Genomic DNA, 24,264 nt, shown 5'->3' with positions numbered 1-24,264 from the left:
GCCATGTCCGATATACGGTTCTTCGCGCAGCTTCGCCGGTGGTCGAGCTCGCTGCCGCAGATCTGGGTGGACGCCGTGCTCGCGCTGCTGGTGCTGGTCGTGCAGCTGTGGCCGCTGTTCTCCCGCGAGAACCCGTACGGCGGGCCCTGGCACTGGTGGGGCTACGTGGTCGTGGTCGCCGCCACGGTGCCGCTCATCTGGCGGCGCCGCGCGCCGGTGACCGTCCTGCTGTCCGGCCTCGTCGCGACCGCGCTCTACGACGTCGTCGACGAGGTGGCCGCGCAGCCCATCTGGTACGGCTCCCTCATGGCGCTCTACACCGTGGCCGCCTACTCCGCCAGGTGGCCCCGCCTGATCACGATGGTGCTCACGATCGCCGGCGGCCTGCTCATGGTCGGCTCTTCCGAGACCGCCATGCGCGGCGTCGTGCTCTTCACCGCCGCCTACGCCATCGGCCGGGCCGCCGCCGCCTCCCGCGCCCACGCCGCCGCGCTTGAGGAACGCGCCGTTCAGCTGGCCCGCGAGCGCCAGGCCGAGGCCGAGCGGGCCGCCGAACGCGAGCGGGCCAGGATCGCCCGCGACATGCACGACATCCTGGCTCACGCGGTCAGCCTCATGGTCGTCCAGGCCGAGGCCGGACCGGTGGTGGTCAGGAGCGACCCGGCCAGGGCAGAGGCCGTCTTCGACGCGATCGCCGCCGCTGGCCGCGACGCCATGGTCCAGCTCCGCCGCATGCTGAGCGTGCTCAAGGAGGAAGAGGGCCCGCGCGCGCCGCAGCCGACGATCGCCGCGCTCACCACCCTGGCCGAACAGGTCAGGGCCACCGGCCTCGACGTGACCTACTCCGCCTCCGGCGAGCCGGGGCCGCTGACCCCCGACACGGAGATCGCCGCTTACCGGATCACCCAGGAAGCCCTCACCAATATCGTCAAGCACGCGGGCGCGTCCCGCGCCGACATCAGACTCACCTGGCAGGACGACACCCTCATGATCGACATCGCCGACGACGGCCGCGGCTCCGGAACCTCGCTCCCCTCGGGCGGCAACGGCCTGATCGGCATCCGCGAGCGGGCCGCGGCCTGCGGCGGCACCGCCGACTTCGGCCGGCGCGCCGACGGGCCGGGCTTCCGGGTCCTCGTACGGCTCCCGATGGCCGGCCGGGCGGTGGCGGCGTGAGCGTGCGCGTGGTGGTCGCGGACGACCAGGAGCTGGTACGCGCCGGGTTCAGCATGATCCTCGACGCCCAGCCGGACATCGAGGTCGTCGCCGAGGCGGGGGACGGGCAGCAGGCCGTCGCGGCCGTCCGCGAGCACCGTCCCGACCTGCTGCTCCTCGACATCCGCATGCCCGTCATGGACGGCATCGAGGCGGCCAGGATCGTGTGCGCGGAGAGCGGCTGCCGCGTGCTCATGCTGACCACGTTCGACCTGGACGACTACGTCTACGACGCGCTGCGCGCGGGGGCGAGCGGGTTCCTGCTGAAGGACGTCCGCCGCGACGACCTCATCCACGCCGTACGGGTGGTGGCGGCCGGCGAGTCGCTGCTCGCGCCGTCGGTCACCACGAAGCTGATCGCCGAGTTCACCGCCAGAACGGCCGCCCGTCCGGCCGCGCCGCCCTCGGAACGGCTGGCCGCGCTCACGGCCCGCGAGCAGGAGACGCTGCGCATGATCGCCCGTGGCCTGTCCAACGCGGAGATCGCGCAGGCCATGGTGGTCAGCGAGCACACCGTGAAGACCCATGTCAGCAACGTGCTGACCAAGCTGGGGCTGCGGGACCGGGTGCAGGCGGTGATCGCCGCCTACGAGGGCGGCCTGATCGTCCCCGGGGCGGGCTGATCGGGCGGCGGCCATGCGGCGGCGGCTATAGCGTATGCGTCGGATCCGCAGGGGAAGTCGGATCCGCAAGGGAAGTCGGATCCGCAGGGAAAGGCGAACGCATTTGCTGGGCGCTCACGTGCATGCCTATATCAGGTCGATGGCGGGGGACCGGGCGGTCCGGTGCGGGCCGTTCACGATCAAGTTCGACGAGCACGACGACGCGCTCCCGTTCAACTACGCCGTTCCCGACGACGACGCCGCGCCCACGGCGGATGAGGTCGCCGCGCTGATCGGGGCGTTCCGCGCGCGGGCCAGGACGCCTCGCCTGGAATACGTGCCGCAGGTGTCCCCGAAGGTGGAGGACGCCCTGCTCGCGGCCGGGTTCACCCAGGAGGGGCGCTACCCGCTGCTGGTGTGCCCGCCGGACGAGGTGGTGGAGCGGCCGGTGGACGTGCGGGTCGCGCTCGTGACCGAGGACGCCGACCTCTGGCAGGTCGCGCAGGTGATGAACGAGGCGTTCGACGCGCCGGATCCCACCGAGCACGACATCGCGCGCTTCCGGCGGGTCCTCGACGGCGGCGGCCTGATCGCCGCCGCCTTCGACGCCGGGGAGGCCGTCGGAGCCGGGCAGCTCGGCCGCCCGCACGACGGGGTCGCCGAGGTCGCGGGCATCGCGGTGCTGCCCTCGCACCGGCGGCGCGGCATCGCGGGAGCGGTCACGGCGCTGCTGACCCGCGAGGGCGCGGGCGCCGGGGTCACGACCCCGTTCCTCACCCCGGCCGACGACGGCGCCGCGCGGGTCTATGCCCGCGTCGGCTACCGCAAGGTCGGCGAGGCCCTCTACATCTCCCTCCGCTGAAGCCCGCATCGACGACCGGCCGACTCCGACCCGGACCTGCTCCGGGCCGCTGCGGAGGCGCGGGAGACGGGTTACTTCTTCTCCTCCATGGTCACGGTCACGGTGTCGGTCTTGCCGCCCCGCTGGTACGTGACCGGCACCTGCTGGCCCACCTTGAACCCGCGGACCTGACCCACCACCGTGTCGCCGCCGGAGACCGCCGTGGCACCGATCTTGGTGATCAGGTCCCCCTGCTTCAGCCCCGCCTTCTCGGCCGGGCTGCCGGCGCTCACCTGGCGGATCAGCGCGCCGGGCACGTCGCCGGTGGCGTCGGTGACGCTCACCCCGAGGAAGGCGTGGGTCACCTTGCCCTTGCTGATGAGCTGCTCGGAGACCTGCTTGGCGGTGTTCACGGGGATCGCGAAGCCGAGGTTGACGCCGTCGGCGGCGACCGCGCTGTTGATGCCGACCAGCTCGCCTACCGCGTTCACCAGGGCGCCGCCGGAGTTGCCCGGGTTGATCGCCGCGTCAGTCTGGATCATGCCGCCGAGCGTGGTCGGCTCCTCCGCCTGGGTCTGCCCCTGCCCGCCCAGGCCCGGCGGGAGCTGCTGGTCGCCCCGGCCGCCGCCGGCGGTCACGGTACGGTCGAGCGCGCTGATGATGCCCGACGTCACCGTCCCGTCCAGGCCGAGCGGGCTGCCGAGGGCCAGCACGTCGTCGCCCACCTTGAGCTGGTCGCTGTCGCCCAGCGTGACCTTGGCCAGCCCCGAGACGCCCTCGGCCCGGATGACGGCGAGGTCGGTGGCCGGGTCGGTGCCGACCACGGTGGCCTTGGCCGTCTTGCCGTCGCTGAACTTCACCGTGAGCTGCCTGCCCTGGCCGCTCACCACGTGGTTGTTGGTGAGGATCAGCCCGTCCTCCGACAGCACCACGCCGGAGCCCTCGGCGGACTGCCCCTGGATCATCACGACCGACGGCTGCACCTTCTCCGCCACCTGCGCGACCGTGAGCTGGCCGGAGGCCGTACGGAAGACCGGGCTCGCCACGGTCTTGGTGACCGTCGGGACCGGCTGGCCGGCGCCGGCGACATAGGCGCCGACGGCGCCGCCCCCGAGCGCGGTCGCCGTCAGCGCCGCGAACGCCGCCAGCGCCAGCCCGGCGACGGCCTTGCGCGTGAGCACGAACCCGGCCCGTTGCCGCTGCGGCGGCGGAGGAGGCGGCAGCACCGGACCGGGCCGGGTGAAGGTCCCGGTGGTGGGCGGCTTGTCGCCGAACTGGCTCCAGCCGCCGGCACTGTCCTCGCGAGGGGCGTTCGCGTCCATGTCATCTCCTAGAGTCCCGATGACACCAGCGTGACGAACGGCGGGTAAGTCCTGCTTAAGCCCAAGATCCCCGTGTCCGGCGCACCCTGACGCGCGCCTTATCGCCGCAGGCCGGGACGCCCCCGCCACGGGCGCGACAGCCGGAAAAATCTAGGATGAGCGTCGCCTGAGCGATCGGCCCCGGACCTTCCCGCGAGGTCCACACTGGCCGGGACAACATCAACTCAAGCTTGTCAGCGCCTGGTAGGTCGGTGGAGCGCGCTGGCGTGCTCGCTCGGTCGCGAGCACGGCGACCTCGTCGCCGCCATGCGGGCCCGTCACGAGGAGCTCGAAGCGGCGAACCGGCGAACCGGCACCTGATCGTCGACGAGCCCGCCCGCCACAACCTGCGCATGACCCTGGCCCTCGTGGCCGCGTACGAGCTGCTCCTGCCCAGGCTGGGCCGGCCGGCGACGATCGAGGCCGTGCGCACGGCGTTCGTCGAGCCGCTCGGCGAGGCCACCCGGCAGGGCACCCTGGCCATGCTGGACGCCGCTCCCGATCCCTTCCTGGCCCTGGTGGCGGTGTCCAAGTCGCGCGAGGAGCACGCGTTCGGCAAGGGGTTCGTCTTCGAGCGCCGCACCACCATCGGCCTGGGCGGCAGCCACTGCCCGTTCCACTTCACCCGCAACCAGGACTGATCCGGCAAGGGCCGGGCCCGCGTTCGTCGCGGGCCCGGCCCCAGTTGCGTACGCCCTTCCCTTCTGCGTACAGTGTTCGCACAACGAGGACAACGTACTCGGGGCCTGGGAGGGTCTGATGCAAGCACGTGATTCGCGCCGCTGGCTGATCCTGGTGGTGCTGTGTCTCAGCACGCTCGTGCTGGTGATCGACAACATGGTGCTCTCGGTGGCGATCCCGCCGCTGACCGCCGACCTGGGCGCGAGCGCGCAGGACATCCAGTGGATCCTGGACTCGTACATCCTGGTCTTCGCCGGATTGCTGCTGACGGCGGGCAGCCTGTCCGACCGGTTCGGCAGGCGCAGGGTCATGGTGATCGGGCTGGCCCTGTTCGGGGTGGCCTCGCTGGCGGCCGCCTACGCCGCCGATCCGGTGACGCTGATCGCCGCCCGCACGGTGATGGGCATCGGCGGCGCGCTCATCATGCCGAGCACCCTGTCGATCCTGATCACCGTGTTCGACGAGCAGGAGAGGCGCAAGGCGATGGCCGCCTGGAGCGCGGTCGCCATGCTCGGCCTGGTCGGCGGGCCGGTGCTGGGCGGCGCGCTGATCGCCTGGTTCTGGTGGGGCGCCGTCTTCCTGATCAACGTGCCGATCGCGGTGCTGGCCATCGTCGCCTCACTGGTGCTCATGCCCGAGTCCAAGGGCCCGCAGACCAGGCCGGACCCGATCGGCGCGGTGCTGTCCGTGGCCGGCATGTCGGCGCTGGTCTGGACGATCATCGAGCTGCCGCACGGCCTGTCCGTGCCGGCGCTGGCCGTGGCGGTCGTCGCGCTCGCCGGGTTCGTGGTCTGGGAGCTGCGTACGCCGCACCCCATGGTCCCGCTCCGCCTGTTCCGCAACCGCACCTTCAGCGGCGGCAGCTTCTCGCTCACCCTGGTCCAGATCGGCAACGGCGGCCTGCTGCTGGTGCTCACCCAGTACCTGCAGTACGTCCTCGGCTACACGCCCACCGAGTCGGGCCTGGCCTTCATCCCGATGGCCGTTGCCTCGCTGGCCTGCAACACCCTCGGCGCGACCCTCGGCGCGCGGATCGGCAACCGCCGGCTGATCGTCACCGGGTTCGCCGTGAGCGCGACCGGGTTCGCCCTGCTGAGCACCCTCGACGCGTCGAGCGGCCTGGCCACCGCGGCCGTGTCGCTGCTCCTCATGGGCGCCGGCGGCGGCCTGGCCATGCCCGCCGCCGTCTCCGCCCTCATGGGCACGATCCCCGCCGAGCACGCCGGCGTCGGCTCGGCGCTGAACGACACCATCCAGCAGGCCGGCGCCGCCCTCGGCATCGCCGTCCTGGGCAGCGTGCTCGCCAGTGCCTACACCGCGGCCATGCCCGCGACCGCGCCGGCGGCGGCTCGCCTCTCGATCGGGAGCGCGCTCGGCCTCGGCGACGCCGGGATCGCGGCCGCCGCCCGCGACGCCTTCACCACGGCCATGTCGTCCGCCTTCCTCATCAGCGCCGCCGGCGTCGTGGCGGCCGCCGTACTGGCCCTGCTGGTGATGCCCAAGAAGACCGCCTCTATCTAAGGAGAGATCATGAACCTGAACTGGAACGCCACGGGCGACTGGGGCACGCTCGACTCGACCGGCCGCGCCTTCTACGTCGAGCACTGGCAGCGGCGGCTCGACGAGCTGTGCGCCGCCCACCACGTGCCCGGCGCGACCCTGGCCGTGCTGGCCGGCGGAAACATCCACGAGCTGGCCACCGGCGTGCTGAACCGCGCGACCGGCGTGCCGACGACCCCCGACTCGGTGTTCCTGTCCGGCTCGATCGCCAAGGTCCACACCGCGACGCTGGTCATGCGGCTCGTCGGCGAGGGCCGGCTGGACCTGGACGCCCGGGTGGTGGACGTGCTGCCGGAGTTCGCCACTCCCGACGAGGAGGCCACCAAGGTGATCACCGTCCGGCAGCTGCTCAGCCACACCGGCGGGGTCACCAACGACTTCAACCACGACTCCGGCCGGGGCGACGACTGCCTGGCCAGGTACGTCGAGGCGGCCCGGGACGTGGCCCTGGACTGCCGGCCCGGCATGGCCGTCTCCTACGGCGGCCTCGGTTACGTCGTGCTCGGCCGCCTCGTCGAGGTGCTGACCGGCACGACCTGGGACCAGGCTCTGCGGGACCTGGTGTTCACGCCGCTCGGGCTCGAACGCTCCATGACGCTGCCGGAGGAGGCACTGCGGTTCCGCGCGGCGATGAGCCACCTGGGCGAGCCGGGCCAGGACCCCGACCCGGCGCCCGTCTGGGACATGATGCCGCGCTCGGCGGGGCCGGCCGGCCGGATCATCACCTCGTCCGGCGACCTCGTCCGCTTCGCTCAGATGCACCTGGCCGGCGGCCTGGCCCCCGACGGCACGCGCGTGATGCCCGCCGACGCGGTGGCGGCCATGCAGCGGCGCGAGGTGGACGTCCCGGACAAGTGGACCGTCAGCGCGGACGGCTGGGGCCTGGGCTGGACTCTCTACGACTGGGACGGCGTCTTCGGCTACGGCCACGACGGCGCCGCCATCGGCCAGTACGCCTACCTGCGCGTCGTCCCGCAGGCCGGCGTGGCCGTCGCGCTCATGACCAACGGGGGCGGGGCCCGGCAGGTGTACGCCGCCCTGTTCCGCGAGCTGCTGGCCGAGCTGGCCGGGGTGCGCATGCCGGACCCGTTCGGGCCGCCGGCGGAGCCGATCGCGGTGGACATGGCGCCGTTCGTGGGCACCTACAAGCGCGAGGGCGTCGTCATCACGATCAGCCCGAGCCGGATCCGGTACGAGTTCGTCGACGGCATGAAGGACCTGTCCCCGCCGCTGGAGGCCGATCTGACCCCGGTCTCGGAGACGGTGTTCGCCGCCTCGGGCATCGGCGCTTCGTTCAGCGAGGACTACATGCCCGTCGTCTTCTCGACCCTGCCCGACGGGACCTCGGTGTGCTACGTCGGGATGCGCGCCACGCCCAAGGTGTCCGGCTGAGGCCGGCCCGACCGCGCAAACGGAAGAACTGCCCAGCGCCGGGCGGCCCGCCCTCGGGGCTCCTCGCCGCTTAGGCACCTCCACCGGGCCGTCTGTCACCGGCCCCCGGCCGCCGGGCCCATGCGGCGGGGTCGGGGAGCGGGCGACGGTCAGACGCGGAGCAGTGACGGCCAGGTCTTCGGGCCGACGACGCCGTCCGCGCCGATGCCCTCCGCCTGCTGGAAGCCGCGGACCAGCTCGACGAGCCCCGGGTCGCAGCGGGTGGACTTGAGCCAGTCCTCCAGCCCGACCTGCGCGTAGGCGGACACGGGAACCCGGCCCCGGGCGAACAGGCAGCCTCTGACGGTCTTGACGTCAAAGTTGTCGTCGCCCGGCCGGATCATGGGCAGTTGGTTCACGATCTCCTCCGTCCAGGATGGCTCAGGCGCGGGTGCGCCTTGGATGAGGGCGGCGACGGCCGCCCTGAACTCGTTCATGTCGATGGAGTGGGGGTCCGGCTTGGAGGCGTTGACCTCCCGGTGCGCCTTCACGCGCGAGGCCGGCAGCCCGAACTCGCGGCACAGCTCCGCGCACAGCCGGATGTAGGCGTCCTTCTGGACGTCGGGCCAGGGCTGGGTGCCGTCGTTCTCGGCCTCGATGCCGAGGGAGGCGGAGTTGGTGTGCATCGTCGACGTCGAGGGGGCGTTGTGCCAGCAGCGTCCGGCGGCGATGACGTAGATGTGGCCCGATCTGCCGAGCCCGAACTGGGACAGCGGCCCGCCGAGGCCGGGGCGGCCGTCGCGGACCACCGCGAGCGACGGGTAGTCGCCGCCGCCGGCGGGGCCTGCGGTGTGGTGGCACACGATGCCCTGCACCTGGGGCTGCGGCCCGTGGCCGCGGGTCTGCCACCCGGCCACCTCGGTCACGGGGAACCCTGTGCGGCGGGCGACGTCGGCCAGCTGTGTCAGGTACGGCATGGGGGACCTCCCTCAAGCTTTTCGATGAGTCTCGCAACCGCCGATCAACGATAAGTAGTCATGTGATTGCTATATGTGATCACAGCAGGGTAAAGGGCTGATCGTCGCGCTGAGCGGAGTTTCGGGGCGACACGACACCGTCGCGCGGGCGATGGGCTGGGAGACGTCGTCGCTGGTCAGACGTCCAGTCGGGATCCATCGCCGGGTGCTGCGGGCGGTGACGGGGTGGATGACTACGGCTTTCATGGTGAGGTGAGGGCGGATGCTGACGGATCATTAGCATGCCCTACTTGCCCTCGATCGAGGGAATCGAACGGGGAAGAGCTCAGCCCGAGACGGCCCGCCAGGGCGCCGGTACGGTGGCCGCGTAGGCGACCTCCCGCGCCCCCGCGAACGCGGCCAGCCCGCTCACCGCCTGCCCGACGGCCCGGACGGAGACCTCGTCGCCCGGGAAGCCGGGCTCCGGGAACAGGCCCTCGATCTCCAGCACCTGCTTGCGCCGGTCGAAGCGGGGCACGAGCCGGCCGACGAGCCGCTCGCCGTGCAGGATCGGCATGATGTAGTAGCCGTAGCGCCGCTTGTGCTTGGGCACGTACATCTCCGTACGGAACTCGAAGCCCCACAGCCGCTCGGTGCGCGCCCGATCGCAGATGAGGTTGTCGAACGGCGACAGCAGCGTGGTGCGCGGCTGCCACTCGCGCTCCAGCAGCCCGAGGACGTCACGGTGCACGTGCCAGCGCTCGGTGCCGCCCTCGACCTCGGCGGGCACCACGCGGCCGGAGCGCTGGAGCTCCTCCAGGATCTCGGGGAGCTCGGGATAGCGGTCGCGGATGAAGTGGCGCTCGATGTCGGCCACGCGGGCCACGCCGAGGGCGCGCAGGGCATGCTCGGCCGCCAGCGACACCGCCTCCCGCCGGGGCAGCGGCGGGGCGCCGGCCCATGCGGGCAGCCAGCGCTCGGCCAGGTCCCAGTGGCGCGTGCGGCCCGCCCGGCCGGCGACCATGATGCTGCCCTGGAACCACAGGAAGTCGAGCATCCGCTCGACGCTGCGGCCGTTGGTCCACCCGCTCGACTGCCAGGGCACGCTCGCGAGGTCCTCGAACGCTCCCGGCGGCAGCGGCCCGGCCGTGCGTAAGCGGTCGAGGACGTGCTGCCGCAGCCCGTCGTTGGCCTCCATCCAGCCGCGGACCCGCTGCGCGTAGGGGGACTCGCCCTTCGCGTGGCCGCGCATCATGACGTGGTGGATCGGATAGTCCTCCGCCAGCACGATCGACGCGGCGTGCGCCCAGTATTCGAACAGCCAGCGCTCCTGCCACAGCAGCGTGTCGAGGCCGGCGCGGTCGTAGTCGCCGAGCCTGCTCCAGAGCACCAGGAAGTGGCTGCGGGCCACCGCGTCGATCGGGTCGAGCTGCAGGCACCGCAGCGTGCGCAGCACCTGCCGCAGCCCGTCGAGGCCGCCGCCGGGGCGCGGCCCGGCCAGGTGCTGGCACGTCACGGCCAGGCGTCGCGCGCTCTCCAGGCTGAGGGCCAGCGGGTTGGGCATGCCGGCAGTTTACTCGAAAACACGTTCGTACGAGACGCGATCAGATCGTCTTCGACAGCGTCTCGGCGCCCATGGCGGCCAGCGTCACGGCCACCGAGACCACGCCCACGACGAGAAACGGAACGGCCCTTGAATCGGCGCTGTTCGACCCCGCATATTCCTGCACGAATCTGGAGCAGACCGTGACGCAGCCGATGGCGCCCGTCACGATCACACCGGTGATGCTCGTCCCCCCGACCATGTCGGCGACCAGGAAGAAGTAGATCAGCTCGAAGACGACCAGCGTGATCGCCGTGACCGGTCCCCACTCCCGCCACACCGAGCGGCGCTGCGCGGCGTCCGCCCTGGCCTGCCGCGCCATCCGCCGCCGCTGCCGTTGGGTCAGGCGCCGGCGCTTCTCCGGAGGCACCGACACGAACTTGCCCGCCTGCCGCCGGGCGCGCCTTCTCAGCCGCCGCTCACTCGTTCTGCTCGTGCCCATGTCCGCCTTTCCCCCGGGGGCCCGTGCTGATGAGAGAACGAATCAGGCGAGCGCGGGGTTCCGGTCAGAGCCGGCGTAGGCCGCTGATCAGCGCGTCGAGCGCGGCCGGGTAGGAGTGGGCGGGCGGCGTGGCGTACCCGACGACCAGCGACGGCGGGTGCCGGTCGCGCTCGCCGCGCACGTACTCGCCCAGCGGGTGCACGTCGACCGAGGCCGCCCGCGCCGCCTCCACGATGGCCCGCTCCGACGGCGCGGCGGGCAGTTCGAGCAGGGCGTGCAGGCCGGCGTCGATGCCGCGTACGCGGACGTCCGGCAGCCCCGACCGCACGGCCGCGACCAGCGTGTCCCGGCGCCGCTGGTAACCGCGGCGCATCGTGCGCAGGTGGCGGTCGTAGTCGCCCAGCTCGATCATGCGCGCGAGGGCCAGTTGCTCCAGGGGCCGGGTCTCGCGCGCCCGCCGCTTGGCCTCCGTGAGCGGCTCCAGCAGCAGGGGCGGGCAGGCGATCCAACCCAGCCGGACGGCGGGGCCGATGGTCTTGCTGGTCGAGCCCGCGTACACGATCCTCGACGGGCGGCGGGACTGGAGCGCGGCGATCGGATGGCGGTCATAGCGAAACTCGCCGTCGTAGTCGTCCTCGACGATCCACCCGAGGCTGTCGTCGGCCCATTCCAGCAGCTCGGAGCGGCGCTCCGGCGCCATGCTCACGCCCAGCGGGAACTGGTGGGCCGGCGTGCAGACGGCCACCTCGGCGCCCGAGTCGCGCAGCGCGTCCACGCGCAGGCCCGAGGCGTCCACGGGGACGGCGGCGACGCGCAGCCGGCCGGCCAGGAGGCGGACGTGGTCGCCGATGGCCGGGTCCTCCATGCCCGCGGTACGCACGCCCAGCTCGGTGAAGACCTCCGCCAGCAGGCCGAGGGCCTGCGTGTAGCCGGAGCAGACGATCAGGTTCGCGGGGTCGACCCGGACGCCGCGGGTCCGGCCGAGATACGACGCCAGCGCCGTGCGCAGCTCGATGCGCCCCCGCGGGTCCCCGAACCCGAACACCTCGGTCGGCGCCTCCCGCAGCACGTGCCGCATCGCCCGGGCCCACGCCTCGCGGGGGAACGCGTACGCGTCCGGCCGCCCGGGCCGCAGGTCATGATGCGGCGAGCGGGCGTGCGCCGATCCGTCCGGCCGCCCGGGCCGCAGGTCATGACGCGGCGAGCGGGCGTGCGCCGATCCGTCCGGCCGCCCGGACCGCAGGTCGTAGCGCGCCGACGCGGCGCTCTCCGCCGAGCCTGCCGACCTCCCGGAACGCGCCGGGGCCTCCGCGGTGCCCGCCGCCACGCGGGTGCCCGAGCCCTGCCGCGCCGTCAGCCAGCCCTCGGCCACCAGCTGCTCGTACGCCTGCGTCACCGTCCCCCGCGACAGCCCCAGCTGGGAGGCGAGATCGCGGCTCGACGGCAGGCGCGTGCCGGCCACGAGCCGCCCGCCGCGGATCGCGGACCGCAGCGCCTCCTCCAGCGCCCTGCCACGAGAACCCCAGCCGGGCAGCTCCAGCAGGAGCTCGGGCCCGAGCGCGTCGGTCATGCGAATGGTCCAATTTTCCGGCCGATGACTGGACCATAATACTGAGACAGTTGCCTCCTAGCCTGGCCGTGCGAGCGTCGATCCGCCCGACCGCCCACGCCGCCCAACGCAAGGAAACTCCCGCATGCACGTCTTCGTCGCCGGTGCCGCAGGCGCCATCGGCTGTTGTCTCGTCCCCCTGCTGGTCGAGGCCGGTCACCAGGTCACGGGCACCTCCCGTACCGACTCCGGCCTCGACCGGCTGCGCGCCCAGGGCGCCGGCGCCGTACGGCTGGACGCCTTCGACGCCGAGGCGGTCGCCCGCGCGGTGGCCGAGGCCGCGCCCGACGCGATCGTCCACCAGCTGACCGCGCTGAACGGCGGCACCTCCGCCGACAACGGCCGCATCCGCAGGATCGGCACCCGCAACCTGGTCGACGCCGCCAAGCGGGCCGGCGTGCGCCGCGTCGTCGCCCAGTCCATCGCCTGGGCGTACGAGGCGGGCGACGCCCCGGCCACGGAGGACACGCCGCTGGACGTGACCGCGCCCGCGCCGCGCTCGGGCGTGGTCGGCGGCGTCCAGGCGCTCGAAGAGGCCGTCGCGGAGCTGGACGAGCACGTCGTGCTGCGCTACGGCCTCTTCTACGGACCCGGCACGTGGTACCGGCCCGGCGGCCTCGTGGCCGACGTGCTGCGCAACGGCGGCCCCACCGACGACCCGGCCTCGGTCTTCCTCAGCGGCCTGGCCGCCGACGCCGCGGTCAGCTCGTTCGTGCACGTCGAGGACGCGGCCGAGGCCACCGTCGCCGCGCTGCGCTGGCCGAGCGGGACCGTCAACATCGTGGACGACGAGCCCGCCCCCGCCCGCGAGTGGCTGCCCGCCCTGGCCGCCGCCGTCGGGGCTCCCGCCCCCGCTCCCACCGACGGACGGGCCGGCTGGCAGCGCGGCGCCGACAACGGCCTCGCCCGCTCGCTCGGGTGGCGGCCGCGGCACGCCACCTGGCGCACGGGGTTCGGCAGCTAAAGGCCGGCCCCGGGTTGTCCGGATGTGGCCGGACCCGCCTCCAGGCTCGCGCGCACCATGGTGCGGGTACGCGACATCGGGAGGTCCACCTTGCAACCGCCGCTCTTCCTGGAGACGGACCCGGCCGTGGAGGAGCCGGGGTTCGACCCCGCGTTCGCCGCCGCGCGCCGCGTCCGGCTCGACGCCACCTCGTGGGTCGAGCACGTCCCCGGCTGGCTGCGCGGCAGCCGGCGACTGCTCGACTCTTTGCTGGCGAAGGCCGGCTGGGAGCAGCGCGACCGGTGGATGTTCGACAGGAAGTACGTCGAGCCGCGGCTCACCGCCGAGTACACCGACCTGGCCCAGGTGCCCGAGCCCCTGCTCCTCGCGATCACCGCCGCGCTGTCGGAGCATTACGGGGTCCCGTACGACGGGCTCTGGGTGAACCTCTACCGCGACCACCGCGACAGCACCGGGTGGCACGGCGACCGGCAGACGTGCAGGCGCGACGAGTGCGTGGTCCCGGTGCTCAGCCTCGGGGCGACCCGGCGGTTCCTGCTCAAGCCGAGGACCGGCGGGCGCAGCGTCGCGCTGACGCCGGCCGGCGGGGATCTGGTGGTGATGGGCGGGCGCTGCCAGCGCGACTGGCGGCACTGCGTGCCCAAGCAGGCGGCTCCGGCCGGGGTCCGGATCAGCGTCAACTTCTCCAGCCGCCTCCAGGCCACCCGCGCCTGACGTACATCTAGGACATGACCACCTACTCCGCCGTCGTCACCACCGGCATCTACTGCCGGCCCGGTTGCGGAGCCAAGCCGTTGCTCCGCAACACGCGCACGTACGAGCACCCGGCCGCCGCCGAGGCCGCGGGGTTCCGGGCGTGCCTGCGCTGCCGGCCGTACCGGGTGGCGGCCTCGATCGAGGCCGGCGCGCCCGAGCTGGTGTGCCGGGCGTGGCAGCTGATCATCGACGGCGTGCTGGACGGCGGCACCGAGGCGGCGCTGGCGGCGCGCATCGGCCTGTCGCCGCGGCACCTGCGCCGGCTGTTCCTCAAGCACCTGGGCGCGACGCCCGACCAGCTCGCACGTTCGCGGCGGGCGCACTTCGCCCGGCGGCTCCTGGACGACTCCGACCTGACGGTGCTCGACGTGGCCTTCGCCTCGGGGTTCGGGAGCCTGCGGCAGTTCAACCGGACCATGCGGGAGGTGTTCCGCGCCGCGCCGTCCGACCTGCGTGAGCGGCGGCGGCGCGCCGACCGGCTGGTGGCCGACGGCGGGCTGGTGCTGCGGCTGCCGTTCGTGCCCGGCTACGACTGGGCCGCCGTGCGGGGTTTCCTTTCCGTGCGCGCCGTGCCGGGGGTCGAGGAGGTGGACGGCGACACCTACCGGCGCACGATCGCCGTGGACGGCGCGCCCGGGGTGCTGGAGGTGTCGCCGGGCGGCGAGGGGCACCTGCTGCTGCGGGCCCATCTGCCGTACTGGGAGGGTCTGATCCACGTGGTGGGGCAGGTCACGCGGTTGCTCGGTGTGGAGGCCGACCATGGGGCGGGGGTGGCGGCGCTGTCGGCCGATCCGGTGCTCGGACCGCTGGTACGGGTCCGCCCCGGGCTCGTCGTGCCGGGGGCCTGGAGCGCCTTGGAGGTAGGGGTACGGGCCGTGCTCGGGCGCGGCAGGACGCCGGGGGAGACGGCGGAGCGGCTCGGGTCCTTCGTGACCACGCTGGGGACGAGGGTGCCCGGACTGCCCGGTGGCCTCACGCACACCTTCCCCGAGGCAGCCAAGATCGCGGTGGAGGAGCCCGTGATCGGGGCGCTCGCGGCCGACGTGGCCGGTGAGCACGAGGCGCTCGGTCACGGCACGGGCCCGGACACGATGGCGGCCCTGCCGTACGCGGACCTCGCCCTACGCCACGACCTGGCCTTCCGGCTCGGGTACTCCGACGCGTTCCCGTCGGCCGACCCCTCTCTCCGCGCCGCGCTGGACGATCTCGGCCTCGACCCCGCCGCCTCCCCGGAACGGTGGCGCCCCTGGCGCTCGCTGGCGGCGGCCCACCTGATGGCCCACGCGGATGCGCTCCAGCCAGGCGCCCTGCCCGCGTCCCACCCTCGCTAGTCGGCACCCCACCAGCCCCGGCGGGCGGCGAGGAGGCCGGCCTGGAAGCGGGTGCGCGCGCCGAGCCGGTCCATCAGCTCGCTGACCCGCCGGTGCACGGTCCGCAGGCTCACGCCGAGCTGGCGCGCGACCGCCTCGTCCTTGAGCCCGGCCGCGAGCAGCGTGAACAGCTCCGGATCGGGCAGCTCGGCCGGACCGGAGGGGAGCGTCGAGAGCGGCTTGGCGGGCAGCGGCAGCGCCGCCCGCCACAGCACCTCGAACAGCGTGACCAGCGCGTCGAGCAGCGTCGAGGAGTGCACGATGACCGCGCTGTCGGCGTGCGAGCTCGCGGCCGTGCTCAGCGGCAGGATGGCCGTCTTCCGGTCGGCGATGGCCAGCTTCATGGGGACCTCGGGGCTGATCCTGGCCTGCTCGCCGGCGGCCACGGCCTCCTGGGCGAGGCGCAGCTTGCCGGGGATCTCCAGGGCCGCGGCGTCGTAGATGCCGCGCACCAGGAGGCCGCGCGCGAGGCGGTCCATCTCGGCGGCGTTCTGCCGGCCGGGGTCCTGCGCGTACGGGGGCCGGTCCAGCACCAGGAGCTCCTCGGTCGCGGTCTGCTGCAACTGCGTGAACCGCTGCACCACCGCCGCCTGGCCCTGCACGACCTCGACCAGCTCCTCGGGGGACTGGTTCTCCGTACGCGGCGTCTCGGCGAGCAGCGCGAGGGCGGCCAGCCGCGCCTGGGCCAGCCCCTCCTCCCGGCGCGAGATGAGGGCGGCCACCGCGACGTCGGGCCGGGTCGGCAGGAACCGGACCGGACGGCCCGCCATGCGGCTGACCAGGCCCAGCGCCTCCAGCCGGGAGCAGGCCCGGCGCAGGGCCACCGTGGTGCGGCCGGTGTGCGCGGCCAGCTCGGGCAGCGTGGCGCGGGGCCGGCGCAGCAGGTCGCGGTAGATCCGCTCGTCCTCGGCGTCCACTCCGACGGCGGCGAGCGCGTTGTCGTCCGTGTCCATGATCGGCAAGTGTGTCAGATACCTGCCATGTCACAAATCCGCCTTCGTACAGGCTGGCCCGTGCGCTCCCGTCCCCGATAGGACGGATCCGTAAGTCCGGCCTGTTCGGGGAGGCAGTGTTGAAGAAGGCATTCACCATCGGAGTCACGACCGCGCTCGTGGTCCTGTCGGCCGCCGGGCCCGCCGCCGCGGTGGACGAGCCCTTCGGCCGCTGGCGTCAGCCGTCCTGCGGGACCGTCAACGGCGACGGCTCGGTGACGTACACGCGCAACGACGGCAGGACGATCGCGCCGACCAGCCAGGTGCTGCGGCCGGTCGTCTACACCACTGGGCTCGTCGCCCTCGACCGTCCTGACGAGCTGCTCGCCATGTCGAACAACGCGCTGCTGACCTCGAAGGACGCCGGCTGCACCTGGGCGACGGCGGGCAAGGTGAACGGCAGGAACACCGAGCTGGTCGCGGCCCGAGGCGGCCGGGCCTACGCCTGGGACCGCGACGGCAACCTCGCCCTCGCCACGTCCGGGGCCGTCACCCCGCTCGCCTCACCCGCCGGCGAGGTGGCCGGGCTCGGCGTCGACCGCTACCGCGGCGACCGCCTGCGCGTCTCCGACGGCCGCGGGCAGCTGCACGAGTCGCGGGACGGCGGGCGCACCTGGCGGCCCGTCGGGGTGCCCGCCTGGGCGCAGGGCGATCTCGTGCTGGTCTACACGGCGGTGTTCGACCCGTACGACCTCGACCACGTGGTGGTGGGCGGCTCCGACACCGGCGCCCGCGTCACCTTCGACGGCGGCCGGACCTGGACCGCCGCCACCGGCCTGAGCGCGAGCGGCGGCAAGGTCAACGTGTTCAGCGCCGCGATCTCCCCGGCCGCCCCCAACGTCGTGTACGCGATGGGCCTCGACATCGGCGAGGCCGACGGGGGCGCGCCGTCCGGCGGGCGGCACATCTACCGCTCGTTCGACGGCGGCCGGCGCTTCGTCCCGGTCGTGGACCAGGGCGACGGGGTCACGATCGCCAACGGCCCGCTGCTCGCGCCCCACCCGACGGACCCGGGGGTGCTGTACTTCGACTTCGGCACGGGATGGGCGGCCACCGGCACCGACCTCTACAAGTACGACGCCCGCCGCAACCGGGTCACCGTCAACCACAACACCTACGACCGGGTCACCTCCATCGCGTTCAACCCGTCGAACCCCGGAGTGATGTACCTGGGAGTCGCCGAGGAGGTCTAGCCGGTCCTGTCCCGGTTGCTGCTGAAGCGATTGGTTAAGGAGTGCTTGTCTGTTCTTGCGAAACCCATGGTGCTACGGTGTGTGCCGTTCCCGATCGCATGCGTGAAAAGGGCACACCACCCCCCGCTCTGAGGACTCCCAGAACATGCAAGCAGACGTACCTCAACGGACGACACAGCGAAGGCTCTCCCCGAAGGAGCTGGCGGTCGCGGCCTGCCTGGGCACGTTGATCGTCACCGCCGGCCTGTGGCTGTGGGCGCTGCTGGCCGCCCCGGCCGGCGCCATGGGGTTGATGGCGGCCGTCGGCGGAGGCTCTGCCCTGCTGCTGGCCGGCGCCGCCGGCGCGGCCGCGCACTACGCCGCCACCGCCCGCCAGCTGCGCGAGCAGGCCAGGTGGGCGGAGGCGCGCTACCTGTGGCTGCGCCGCGAGAACGCGCGGGTGGCCGAGGAGGCGCTGCCCGCGCTCGGCCGCCAGGTACGCGAGGGCGTGCCGCTCGCCGACGCGCTCGCCGGCGTGTCGCGGATCGTGGAGGCCTCGGTGCAGCCGCTCGTCCAGGCGATCGGCACTGAGCTGGACCTGCTCCAGCGCGACCGCGCCGCCGCCCAGAAGGGACGCGCGGTGGCGGAGACCAACGCCCGCGCGGCCCGCCAGGCGATCGAGGACGAGATCGCGCGGCTGTCCGCCGAGACGCTGCCGGAGCTCGTACGCCGGATCCGGACGGACCGGATGTCGGTCCGCGCGGCGCTGGCCGAAGTGGGCCGGCCCGCGTACGGCCCACTGGGCGACCTGCTCGGCGAGACGGCGGAGCAGCTCGGCGAGAGCGAGCGCGGGGGAGCCGCGGTCATGGCCGCCTGCGCCGGCGCCGCGGCCCGGGTGCAGGCCCAGGCGACCAGCCTGCTCGCCCAGCTGCGCGGCCTGGAGGAGCAGTACGGCGAGCACGAGGAGATCCTCAGCGACCTGCTCGACCTCGACCACCGGGTCTCCCAGCTGAGCCGCCTGGCCGACAACATCGCCCTGCTGAGCGGCGGCCGGTCCGGGCGGCGGTGGACGCGGCCGATCGTCATGGAGAGCATCCTGCGCGGCGCCATGGGCCGCATCGGCGCCTACCGCCGCATCCGGCTCCACTCCACGAGCACCGTCGCCGTGGCCGGGTACGCCGCGGAAGGCGTGATGCACGCGCTGGCCGAGCTGATGGACAACGCCGCCACGTTCTCGGCGCACGGCACGGAGGTGCACGTGTACGCCGACGAGGAGGACGCCGGCGTGGTGATCACGATCGACGACAGCGGCCTCGGGATGCGGCCGCGCGAGCGGCACCACGCGACCAAGCTCGTGTCCGAGCCGCTCGACCTGCGCACGCTCTCCGGCACCAGGCTGGGCCTCGCGGTGGTGGGGCGCCTGGTCGACAAGTACGGCCTCACGGTGAGCTTCCGGCCGTCGGCCCGCGGCGGCACCGGGGTCGTGATGCTGATCCCGCGCGTACTGATCACGCAGCCCAGGACGGCGGCCGCGCAGCCGCCGGCCGTGCCCGCGCAGGCCGCGCCGCCCGCGGAGCCCGTGCCCGCGCAGGAGCAGCCGACCGGCGAGGAACTGCTGCCCAGGCGGCAGCGCGGGCAGACGCTGGCCGAGGCGATGAAGGCGCGACAGGCGCCGGCGGCCCGGCCGGTGGCGCGCGAGGGGCGCGACTCGGCGGCCAGGTTCGCCGCGTTCCGCCAGGCGGGCGGCCGCAACCGGACGTCTCCGCCGCCTGCCTCTCCGGCCGCTTCCCCGGCCGCCTCTCCAGCCGCGGACGATGCGTGAGCACGCGCCGTCGGTCACCGGAACTTATCGGATCACAGTAAGGAGGCAGGGGCAGCCCCTCCGGCGCCCGCGCCGGACGCCCGCCCCGTCGTTTCGATGAGCACTATCGACGCTGCAGGCACCACCGATCGCGAGCTCGACTGGCTGCTTGAGAACCTCAAGGAGAAGACCCCCGGAGTCAGGTACGTCCTCGTCCTGACCAGGGATGGACTCAAGATGTGCGTCACCGCGGGCCTGGAGCGGGACCGCGCCGACCAGCTCGCGGCCCTGGCCGCGGGCATCCAGAGCCTGTCGCTGAGCGCCTCCGCCGAGTTCGGCGACGGCATCGGCGCGGGGCAGGCGATGGTGGAGTTCGCCGGCGGGCTGCTGCTCATCGTGCCGGCCGGCGAGGGCGCCCACCTCGCCGTGGTGGCCGACGAGGACGGCGACGTGGGCCTGATCGCGCACAACATGAACGAGATGGTCGAGCAGATCGGGGTCTTCCTCTCCGCGGCGCCGCGGCGAGCGCAGCCGAGCGGCGATCGCCCATGACACCGCGCCCGATCGACCGGGAGAGCCCGGACCGCCTCTACACGGTCACCGGCGGCCGCACCCGCGCCGACGAGAACGCGTTCGACTCGGTCTCCCTGATCGTCAGCGAGTGCGAGCCGGCCCCCGGCATGCAGTCGGAGCACGTCAGGATCCTCCAGCTGACCCGCCAGCCGACGGCCGTGGTGGAGATCTCCGCCGAGCTGCGGCTGCCGGTGAGCGTGGTGAAGATCCTGCTGCGCGACCTGCTGGACACCGGCCGCATCACCGTCCGCCACCCTTCGGCCGCCCTCCAGTCCGGGCGGCCGGATCCCGAAACTCTGAGGCAGGTGCTCAGTGCCCTCCACGACCTCTGACGACGTACGCGCACCGCTGCGCGAAACCGCCCTGGACGCACTGAAGATCGTGGTCGTCGGCGGGTTCGGCGTGGGCAAGACGACCATGGTCGGCTCGGTGAGCGAGATCCGCCCGCTGAGCACCGAGGAGGTCATGACCCAGGCCAGCGTGGGCATCGACGACGCCAGCCGGGTGCGGGAGAAGACCACCACCACGGTGGCCTTCGACTTCGGCCGGATCACGGTGACGCCGGACAAGGTCCTGTACCTGTTCGGGGCGCCGGGGCAGGAACGCTTCTGGTTCGTGTGGGACCAGCTCTTCGCGGGCAGCCTGGGCGCGGTCGTCCTGGTGGACACCAGGCGCGTGGAGGACTCGTGGTACTCCATCGACCGGCTGGAGCACCACCGGATGCCGTTCGTCGTGGCCGTCAACCGCTTCGCCGACGGGCCCTCGCTGGACGCGGTGCGCGACGCGCTCGCGCTGTCGCCCGACGTGCCGCTCATCGAGTGCGACGCGCGGAAGCGGTCCTCGTCCAAGCACGTGCTCATCACGCTCGTGGAGCACATCACCCGCAAGAACGCCCTTTCGGCCCCGGAGAGCACGTCGTGACCAACCCCCTCCTGGACGGCTACGCCGGCCACGCCGACGCCGTGCGGATGTACGGGCCGGACGTCCTCGCCGACCCGGCGGCGGCGTACGAGGAGATGCGCCGCAAGCACGGCCCGGTCGTGCCGATCCTGCTCGACGACGACGTGCCGGCCTGGCTCGTGGCCGGCTACCGCGAGCTGCACCACGTGACCAGCCAGCCGCAGCTCTTCGGCCGCGACCCCAGGCGCTGGAACCTGAAGGACCGGATCCCCGAGGACTGGCCGTCGCGGGCGTACCTGGAGTGGACGCCGTCCCTGATGTTCACCGAGGGCGCCGAGCGCAAGCGGCGCGGCGGCGCCATCGGCGACGCGCTGGACACCATCGACCGCACCGAGCTGACCGCGATCTGCGAGCAGGTCGCCGACCTCCTGATCGACGAGTTCGCCGGGAACGGCCGGGCCGACCTGATCGCCCAGTACGCCTACCGGATTCCGGCCCAGGTCATCGCCCGGCTCTACGGCCTGGCGGAGTCGGAGCTGCCGGAGCTGGTCGAGGACCTGGGCTTCATGCTGGACGGGGGTGAGGAGTCCTTCGCCGGGTTCCTCCGCGTGCAGGACCGCATGGGCGGGCTGATGGCCGCCAAGCGCGACCGGCCGGGGCACGACCTCACTTCCTACCTGCTGGAGCACCCGGCCGGGCTGGCCGACCTGGAGGTCATCCAGGACCTGCTGGTGCTGATAGCGGCCTCCCACACCGGCACCGCCAACTGGATCGGCAACACGCTGCGGCTCATGCTGATCGACGACGACTTCTCGATGACGCTCCAGGGCGGTCGCAGCAGCGTCGGCGAGGCGCTGATCAGGGTGCTGTGGATGGACCCGCCCGTGCAGAACATGCCCTCGCGCTTCGCCGTACGGGACTGCGACCTGGGCGGCAAGCGCGTGCGCAGGGGAGACCTGCTGCTGCTCGGGTTCGCGGCGGCCAACGCCGATCCGCAGGTGCGACCGGCCGCGCACGCCCACGTGGGCGCCAACCGGGCGCACATGTCGTTCAGCCACGGCGAGTACGGCTGCCCGTTCCCCGCGCCGGAGCTGGGGGAGATCATCGTCAAGACGGCCATCGAGGTGCTGCTGGACCGGCTGCCCGACGTCCATCTCCTCGGGGCGCCGGAGGAGCTGCGCTGGCGGGCGTCGGTGTGGATGCGCGGCCTGGAGGCTCTGCCCGTCGGGTTCAGCCCGACCGGCCCCGTCGGTCAGGGGCCGGTCGAGGACTGGCGGATCTGATCAGCGGACGGTCTCGCCCGTGGCGCTGAGGTCGCGGCGGAAGGACTCCGGCGCCTTCCACACCGCGAACATGGTGATCAGGGCGCCGAGCATGACGTACCCGGCGACCAGCGGCCAGCGGGCGCCGTCCGCGCCGGCCAGGGCGGTGGCGACGAACGGGGTCAGGCCGCCCGCGAAGATGGAGGCGATCTCGCGGCCGGCCGCGGCGCCGGTGTAGCGGCGCTCGGCGGGGAACAGCTCGGCGAAGAACGCGGGCTGAATGGCGTTGATGGCGTTGTGCCCGAGGTTCAGCACCAGCACGTAACCGAGCACGATCAGCACCATCGACCCGCTGTGCAGCATCGCGAAGAACGGGAAGGCCATCACGAACACCACGACCGCGCCGAAGAAGTAGACCGGACGCCGCCCGATCCTGTCGGAGATCGCGGAGAAGACGCCGTGGCTGACGAAGGAGAGCACGGCGGCGATGAGGATCGCGTTGTTCAGCTGGCTCTTCTCCAGGCCGAGCGCGCTGCTGCCGTAGGACAGGGCGAACACCGTGAGCAGGAAGTACGGCAGCGCCTCGGCGAAGCGCAGGCCGACGATCAGCAGCAGGTTGCGCCAGTCGTCCACGAAGATCGTCCGGATCGGGCCGTGCTTGGGGCGCTCGGTCTCCACCGCGTCCGGCTCGCCCGCCTTGTCACCGGCCACGGCCTCGGTGAAGACGGGGGTCTCGTGCAGGCTGCGGCGCATCCAGAACGTCACGACGAGGACGACGGCCGACAGCAGGAACGGGATCCGCCATCCCCAGCTCAGCAACTGGTCGTCGGGGAGCGTGTAGATGTAGGCGAAGACGCCGGTGATGAGGATCTGCGCGGAGAAGCCGCCGGTGTTGGGCCAGGCGCTGAAGAAGCCGCGGCGGTTCGGCGGCGCCGACTCCAATACGATGATCATGGAGCCGCCCCACTCACCGCCGACCGCGAACCCCTGCATCAGCCGCAGCACCACCAGCAGGACCGGGGCCCAGAGCCCGATCGTCCCGTAGCTCGGCAGCAGCCCGATGAGGATGGTGCTGAGGCCCATCACGACGAGCGTCACCATCAGGGTGGACTTGCGGCCGTGCCGGTCGCCGCGGCTGCCGAAGAAGAGGCCGCCCAGGGGTCTGGCGAGGAAGCCGACGGCGAACGTGCCGAAGGCGGACAGCGTGGCCACGAAGCCGCTGGCGTCGGGGAAGAAGACTTTGGGGAAGACGACCGCGGCCGCTGTCCCGTAGACGAGGAAGTCGTAGTACTCCAGCGTGTTGCCGAGGAAGCTGGAGGCCGTGACCTTCCAGGTGTAGCGAAGATCGGGCTTCGGAAGGGTCGCGACCATGGCGCCTCCCTTTCTGCTGGCGGCTTCGAGGTTTCCGCAGTGGTTCAGTTGTCGCACACTATTACTTGGGAGACGGTTAACCGTCAACGGTCAGCGGTTAACGTTGACCGTATGGAGTGGTGCGGGATAGTCTCCGTTCGGCGAAGAACCTTCGGGCGGGAAGACGAGAGGAGAGCTGGTGACGATCACCAATCCGCTGCGTAATCCACCGCTCGGAGACCAGCTGCTCATCCAGCTCCGCTCGCTCATCGTGCGTGGCGAGCTGATCGTGGGGACGCACCTGGTCGAGGGCCGGATCGCGGAGCAGTTCGGGGTGAGTCGCGGGCCGGTCCGCGACGCGCTTCGCCAGCTGGAGATCGAAGGGCTGGTCGAGACGCGCAAGCGGGGGGTCTTCGTCCGCGGGTTGTCCGACAAAGATCTCCAGGAGCTTTACTCGCTGCGCGGCGCTCTGGAGAGCCTGGCCATCAAGGAGACCATCGCCCGCCTCGACGCCGCCGACTGGGCCCCGATCGACGAGGCCGTCGAGCAGATGCGGGCCGCCGCGGACGACCGCGACGCCGCCAAGTTCGCCGCGGCGGACCTCGACTTCCACAGCGGCTTCTACCTGATCGGCGACAACCGCTGGCTCACCGCCACGTGGGCGCTGCACCGGCCGCTGTTCGCGGCGGTGCTGGAGATCACCAACACCGCCCGTGACCTGGTCCCCGTCGCGCAGGACCACGCCGACCTGCGGGACATCGTCCGCTCGGGCGACGTCGACGCCGCGCTCGTCGCGCTCGTGTCGCACCTCGACGGCTCCTGCGACCGGATCCGCGCGACGCTGATCGAGCGGGAGCGCGCCCAGCCCGCCCGCTAGCCACCT

General features: G+C 72.8%; 23 protein-coding genes. 16 read left to right on the top strand and 7 right to left on the bottom strand.

From position 1 onward, the window contains the following. Positions 1-3 precede the first annotated feature (3 nt). The 3 genes from H4W80_RS33170 to H4W80_RS33160 all read left to right on the top strand — a co-directional run bounded on the left by H4W80_RS33170 (position 4) and on the right by H4W80_RS33160 (position 2,679). Positions 4-1,176 carry a sensor histidine kinase gene (locus H4W80_RS33170; RefSeq protein ID WP_192788676.1) on the top strand — a complete coding sequence of 391 codons (1,173 nt, stop codon included), beginning with the start codon at positions 4-6 and terminating at the stop codon, positions 1,174-1,176. Continuing rightward, on the top strand, positions 1,173-1,838 hold the full coding sequence (locus H4W80_RS33165; RefSeq protein ID WP_192788675.1) for a response regulator: 666 nt from the start codon (positions 1,173-1,175) through the stop codon (positions 1,836-1,838). Before H4W80_RS33170 ends, H4W80_RS33165 begins: the two co-directional genes overlap by 4 nt. A 139-nt stretch (positions 1,839-1,977) precedes the next feature. Next, on the top strand, positions 1,978-2,679 hold the full coding sequence (locus H4W80_RS33160) for a GNAT family N-acetyltransferase (protein WP_192788674.1): 702 nt from the start codon (positions 1,978-1,980) through the stop codon (positions 2,677-2,679). 71 nt (positions 2,680-2,750) lie between these two features. Here the strand turns inward: H4W80_RS33160 and H4W80_RS33155 are convergent, their stop codons facing one another. Next, positions 2,751-3,980: a S1C family serine protease gene (locus H4W80_RS33155; protein ID WP_192788673.1), complete on the bottom strand. Its 1,230-nt coding sequence runs from the start codon at positions 3,978-3,980 to the stop codon at positions 2,751-2,753. A gap of 392 nt (positions 3,981-4,372) precedes the next feature. Here H4W80_RS33155 and H4W80_RS33150 point away from each other — a divergent pair, with 392 nt between their 5' ends. The 3 genes from H4W80_RS33150 to H4W80_RS33140 all read left to right on the top strand — a co-directional run bounded on the left by H4W80_RS33150 (position 4,373) and on the right by H4W80_RS33140 (position 7,652). Beyond that, the gene (locus tag H4W80_RS33150; protein WP_192788672.1) at positions 4,373-4,660 is read left to right on the top strand and encodes a hypothetical protein; all 288 of its coding nucleotides are present in this window, start codon (positions 4,373-4,375) and stop codon (positions 4,658-4,660) included. Between the two features lie 118 nt (positions 4,661-4,778). Further along, complete coding sequence (locus H4W80_RS33145; RefSeq protein WP_192788671.1) at positions 4,779-6,221, top strand: MFS transporter; 1,443 nt, start codon at positions 4,779-4,781, stop codon at positions 6,219-6,221. Positions 6,222-6,230: 9 nt separating this feature from the next. Continuing rightward, positions 6,231-7,652 carry a serine hydrolase domain-containing protein gene (locus H4W80_RS33140; protein WP_192788670.1) on the top strand — a complete coding sequence of 474 codons (1,422 nt, stop codon included), beginning with the start codon at positions 6,231-6,233 and terminating at the stop codon, positions 7,650-7,652. A gap of 149 nt (positions 7,653-7,801) precedes the next feature. Here H4W80_RS33140 and H4W80_RS33135 read toward each other — a convergent pair whose 3' ends face one another. The 4 genes from H4W80_RS33135 to pdxR form a co-directional block, all read right to left on the bottom strand. Further along, a complete protein-coding gene (locus H4W80_RS33135; protein ID WP_192793881.1) occupies positions 7,802-8,608 on the bottom strand; it encodes a peptidoglycan recognition protein family protein in 807 nt (268 codons plus the stop codon). 325 nt (positions 8,609-8,933) lie between these two features. Next, positions 8,934-10,151 carry a winged helix-turn-helix domain-containing protein gene (locus tag H4W80_RS33130; protein WP_192788669.1) on the bottom strand — a complete coding sequence of 406 codons (1,218 nt, stop codon included), beginning with the start codon at positions 10,149-10,151 and terminating at the stop codon, positions 8,934-8,936. A gap of 40 nt (positions 10,152-10,191) precedes the next feature. Then, complete coding sequence (locus H4W80_RS33125; RefSeq protein ID WP_192788668.1) at positions 10,192-10,632, bottom strand: hypothetical protein; 441 nt, start codon at positions 10,630-10,632, stop codon at positions 10,192-10,194. Between the two features lie 64 nt (positions 10,633-10,696). Further along, entirely contained in the window at positions 10,697-12,202 is a 1,506-nt protein-coding gene (gene pdxR / locus H4W80_RS33120; RefSeq protein WP_192788667.1) for a MocR-like pyridoxine biosynthesis transcription factor PdxR, read from the bottom strand. Positions 12,203-12,326: 124 nt separating this feature from the next. Between pdxR and H4W80_RS33115 the strand changes: the two genes are divergently transcribed. From H4W80_RS33115 to H4W80_RS33105, 3 genes are read left to right on the top strand one after another with little or no spacing between them, the layout of a single operon-like run. Continuing rightward, the gene (locus tag H4W80_RS33115; RefSeq protein WP_192788666.1) at positions 12,327-13,205 is read left to right on the top strand and encodes an NAD-dependent epimerase/dehydratase family protein; all 879 of its coding nucleotides are present in this window, start codon (positions 12,327-12,329) and stop codon (positions 13,203-13,205) included. A 24-nt stretch (positions 13,206-13,229) separates the two neighbouring features. Continuing rightward, positions 13,230-13,919, top strand: coding sequence for an alpha-ketoglutarate-dependent dioxygenase AlkB (locus tag H4W80_RS63875; protein WP_192788665.1), 690 nt, complete (start codon positions 13,230-13,232; stop codon positions 13,917-13,919). A 14-nt stretch (positions 13,920-13,933) separates the two neighbouring features. Next, positions 13,934-15,292 carry an AlkA N-terminal domain-containing protein gene (locus H4W80_RS33105; RefSeq protein ID WP_192788664.1) on the top strand — a complete coding sequence of 453 codons (1,359 nt, stop codon included), beginning with the start codon at positions 13,934-13,936 and terminating at the stop codon, positions 15,290-15,292. On the opposite strand, the gene H4W80_RS33100 is transcribed toward H4W80_RS33105, so the two are convergent. Then, positions 15,289-16,284: a helix-turn-helix transcriptional regulator gene (locus H4W80_RS33100; RefSeq protein ID WP_192788663.1), complete on the bottom strand. Its 996-nt coding sequence runs from the start codon at positions 16,282-16,284 to the stop codon at positions 15,289-15,291. The genes H4W80_RS33105 and H4W80_RS33100 overlap by 4 nt on opposite strands. Before the next feature lie 119 nt (positions 16,285-16,403). Between H4W80_RS33100 and H4W80_RS33095 the strand changes: the two genes are divergently transcribed. From H4W80_RS33095 to H4W80_RS33070, 6 genes are all read left to right on the top strand, one after another. Continuing rightward, entirely contained in the window at positions 16,404-17,516 is a 1,113-nt protein-coding gene (locus H4W80_RS33095; RefSeq protein ID WP_192788662.1) for a WD40/YVTN/BNR-like repeat-containing protein, read from the top strand. Positions 17,517-17,661: 145 nt separating this feature from the next. Continuing rightward, positions 17,662-19,317, top strand: coding sequence for a sensor histidine kinase (locus H4W80_RS33090; protein WP_225963808.1), 1,656 nt, complete (start codon positions 17,662-17,664; stop codon positions 19,315-19,317). A 96-nt stretch (positions 19,318-19,413) separates the two neighbouring features. Then, positions 19,414-19,848 (top strand): roadblock/LC7 domain-containing protein, encoded by a 435-nt coding sequence (locus H4W80_RS33085; RefSeq protein ID WP_192788661.1) that lies wholly within the window; start codon positions 19,414-19,416, stop codon positions 19,846-19,848. Further along, a complete protein-coding gene (locus H4W80_RS33080) occupies positions 19,845-20,201 on the top strand; it encodes a DUF742 domain-containing protein (RefSeq protein ID WP_192788660.1) in 357 nt (118 codons plus the stop codon). The genes H4W80_RS33085 and H4W80_RS33080 overlap by 4 nt, the downstream gene beginning before the upstream one ends. Then, positions 20,182-20,790, top strand: coding sequence for a GTP-binding protein (locus H4W80_RS33075; protein WP_192788659.1), 609 nt, complete (start codon positions 20,182-20,184; stop codon positions 20,788-20,790). Before H4W80_RS33080 ends, H4W80_RS33075 begins: the two co-directional genes overlap by 20 nt. Further along, a complete protein-coding gene (locus H4W80_RS33070; protein ID WP_192788658.1) occupies positions 20,787-22,052 on the top strand; it encodes a cytochrome P450 in 1,266 nt (421 codons plus the stop codon). The genes H4W80_RS33075 and H4W80_RS33070 overlap by 4 nt, the downstream gene beginning before the upstream one ends. Here the strand turns inward: H4W80_RS33070 and H4W80_RS33065 are convergent, their stop codons facing one another. Further along, entirely contained in the window at positions 22,053-23,402 is a 1,350-nt protein-coding gene (locus tag H4W80_RS33065; protein ID WP_192788657.1) for an MFS transporter, read from the bottom strand. 178 nt (positions 23,403-23,580) lie between these two features. On the opposite strand from H4W80_RS33065, the gene H4W80_RS33060 reads away from it, so the two are divergent. Next, positions 23,581-24,258, top strand: a complete 678-nt coding sequence (locus H4W80_RS33060; RefSeq protein WP_192788656.1) for a GntR family transcriptional regulator — start codon at positions 23,581-23,583, stop codon at positions 24,256-24,258. The last annotated feature ends 6 nt before the right edge of the window (positions 24,259-24,264 follow it).

The sequence above is a fragment of the Nonomuraea angiospora genome, assembly GCF_014873145.1.
In the GTDB taxonomy this organism is placed as follows: Bacteria; Actinomycetota; Actinomycetes; order Streptosporangiales; family Streptosporangiaceae; genus Nonomuraea; species Nonomuraea angiospora.
This window is presented reverse-complemented; position numbering and strand designations above follow the sequence as displayed.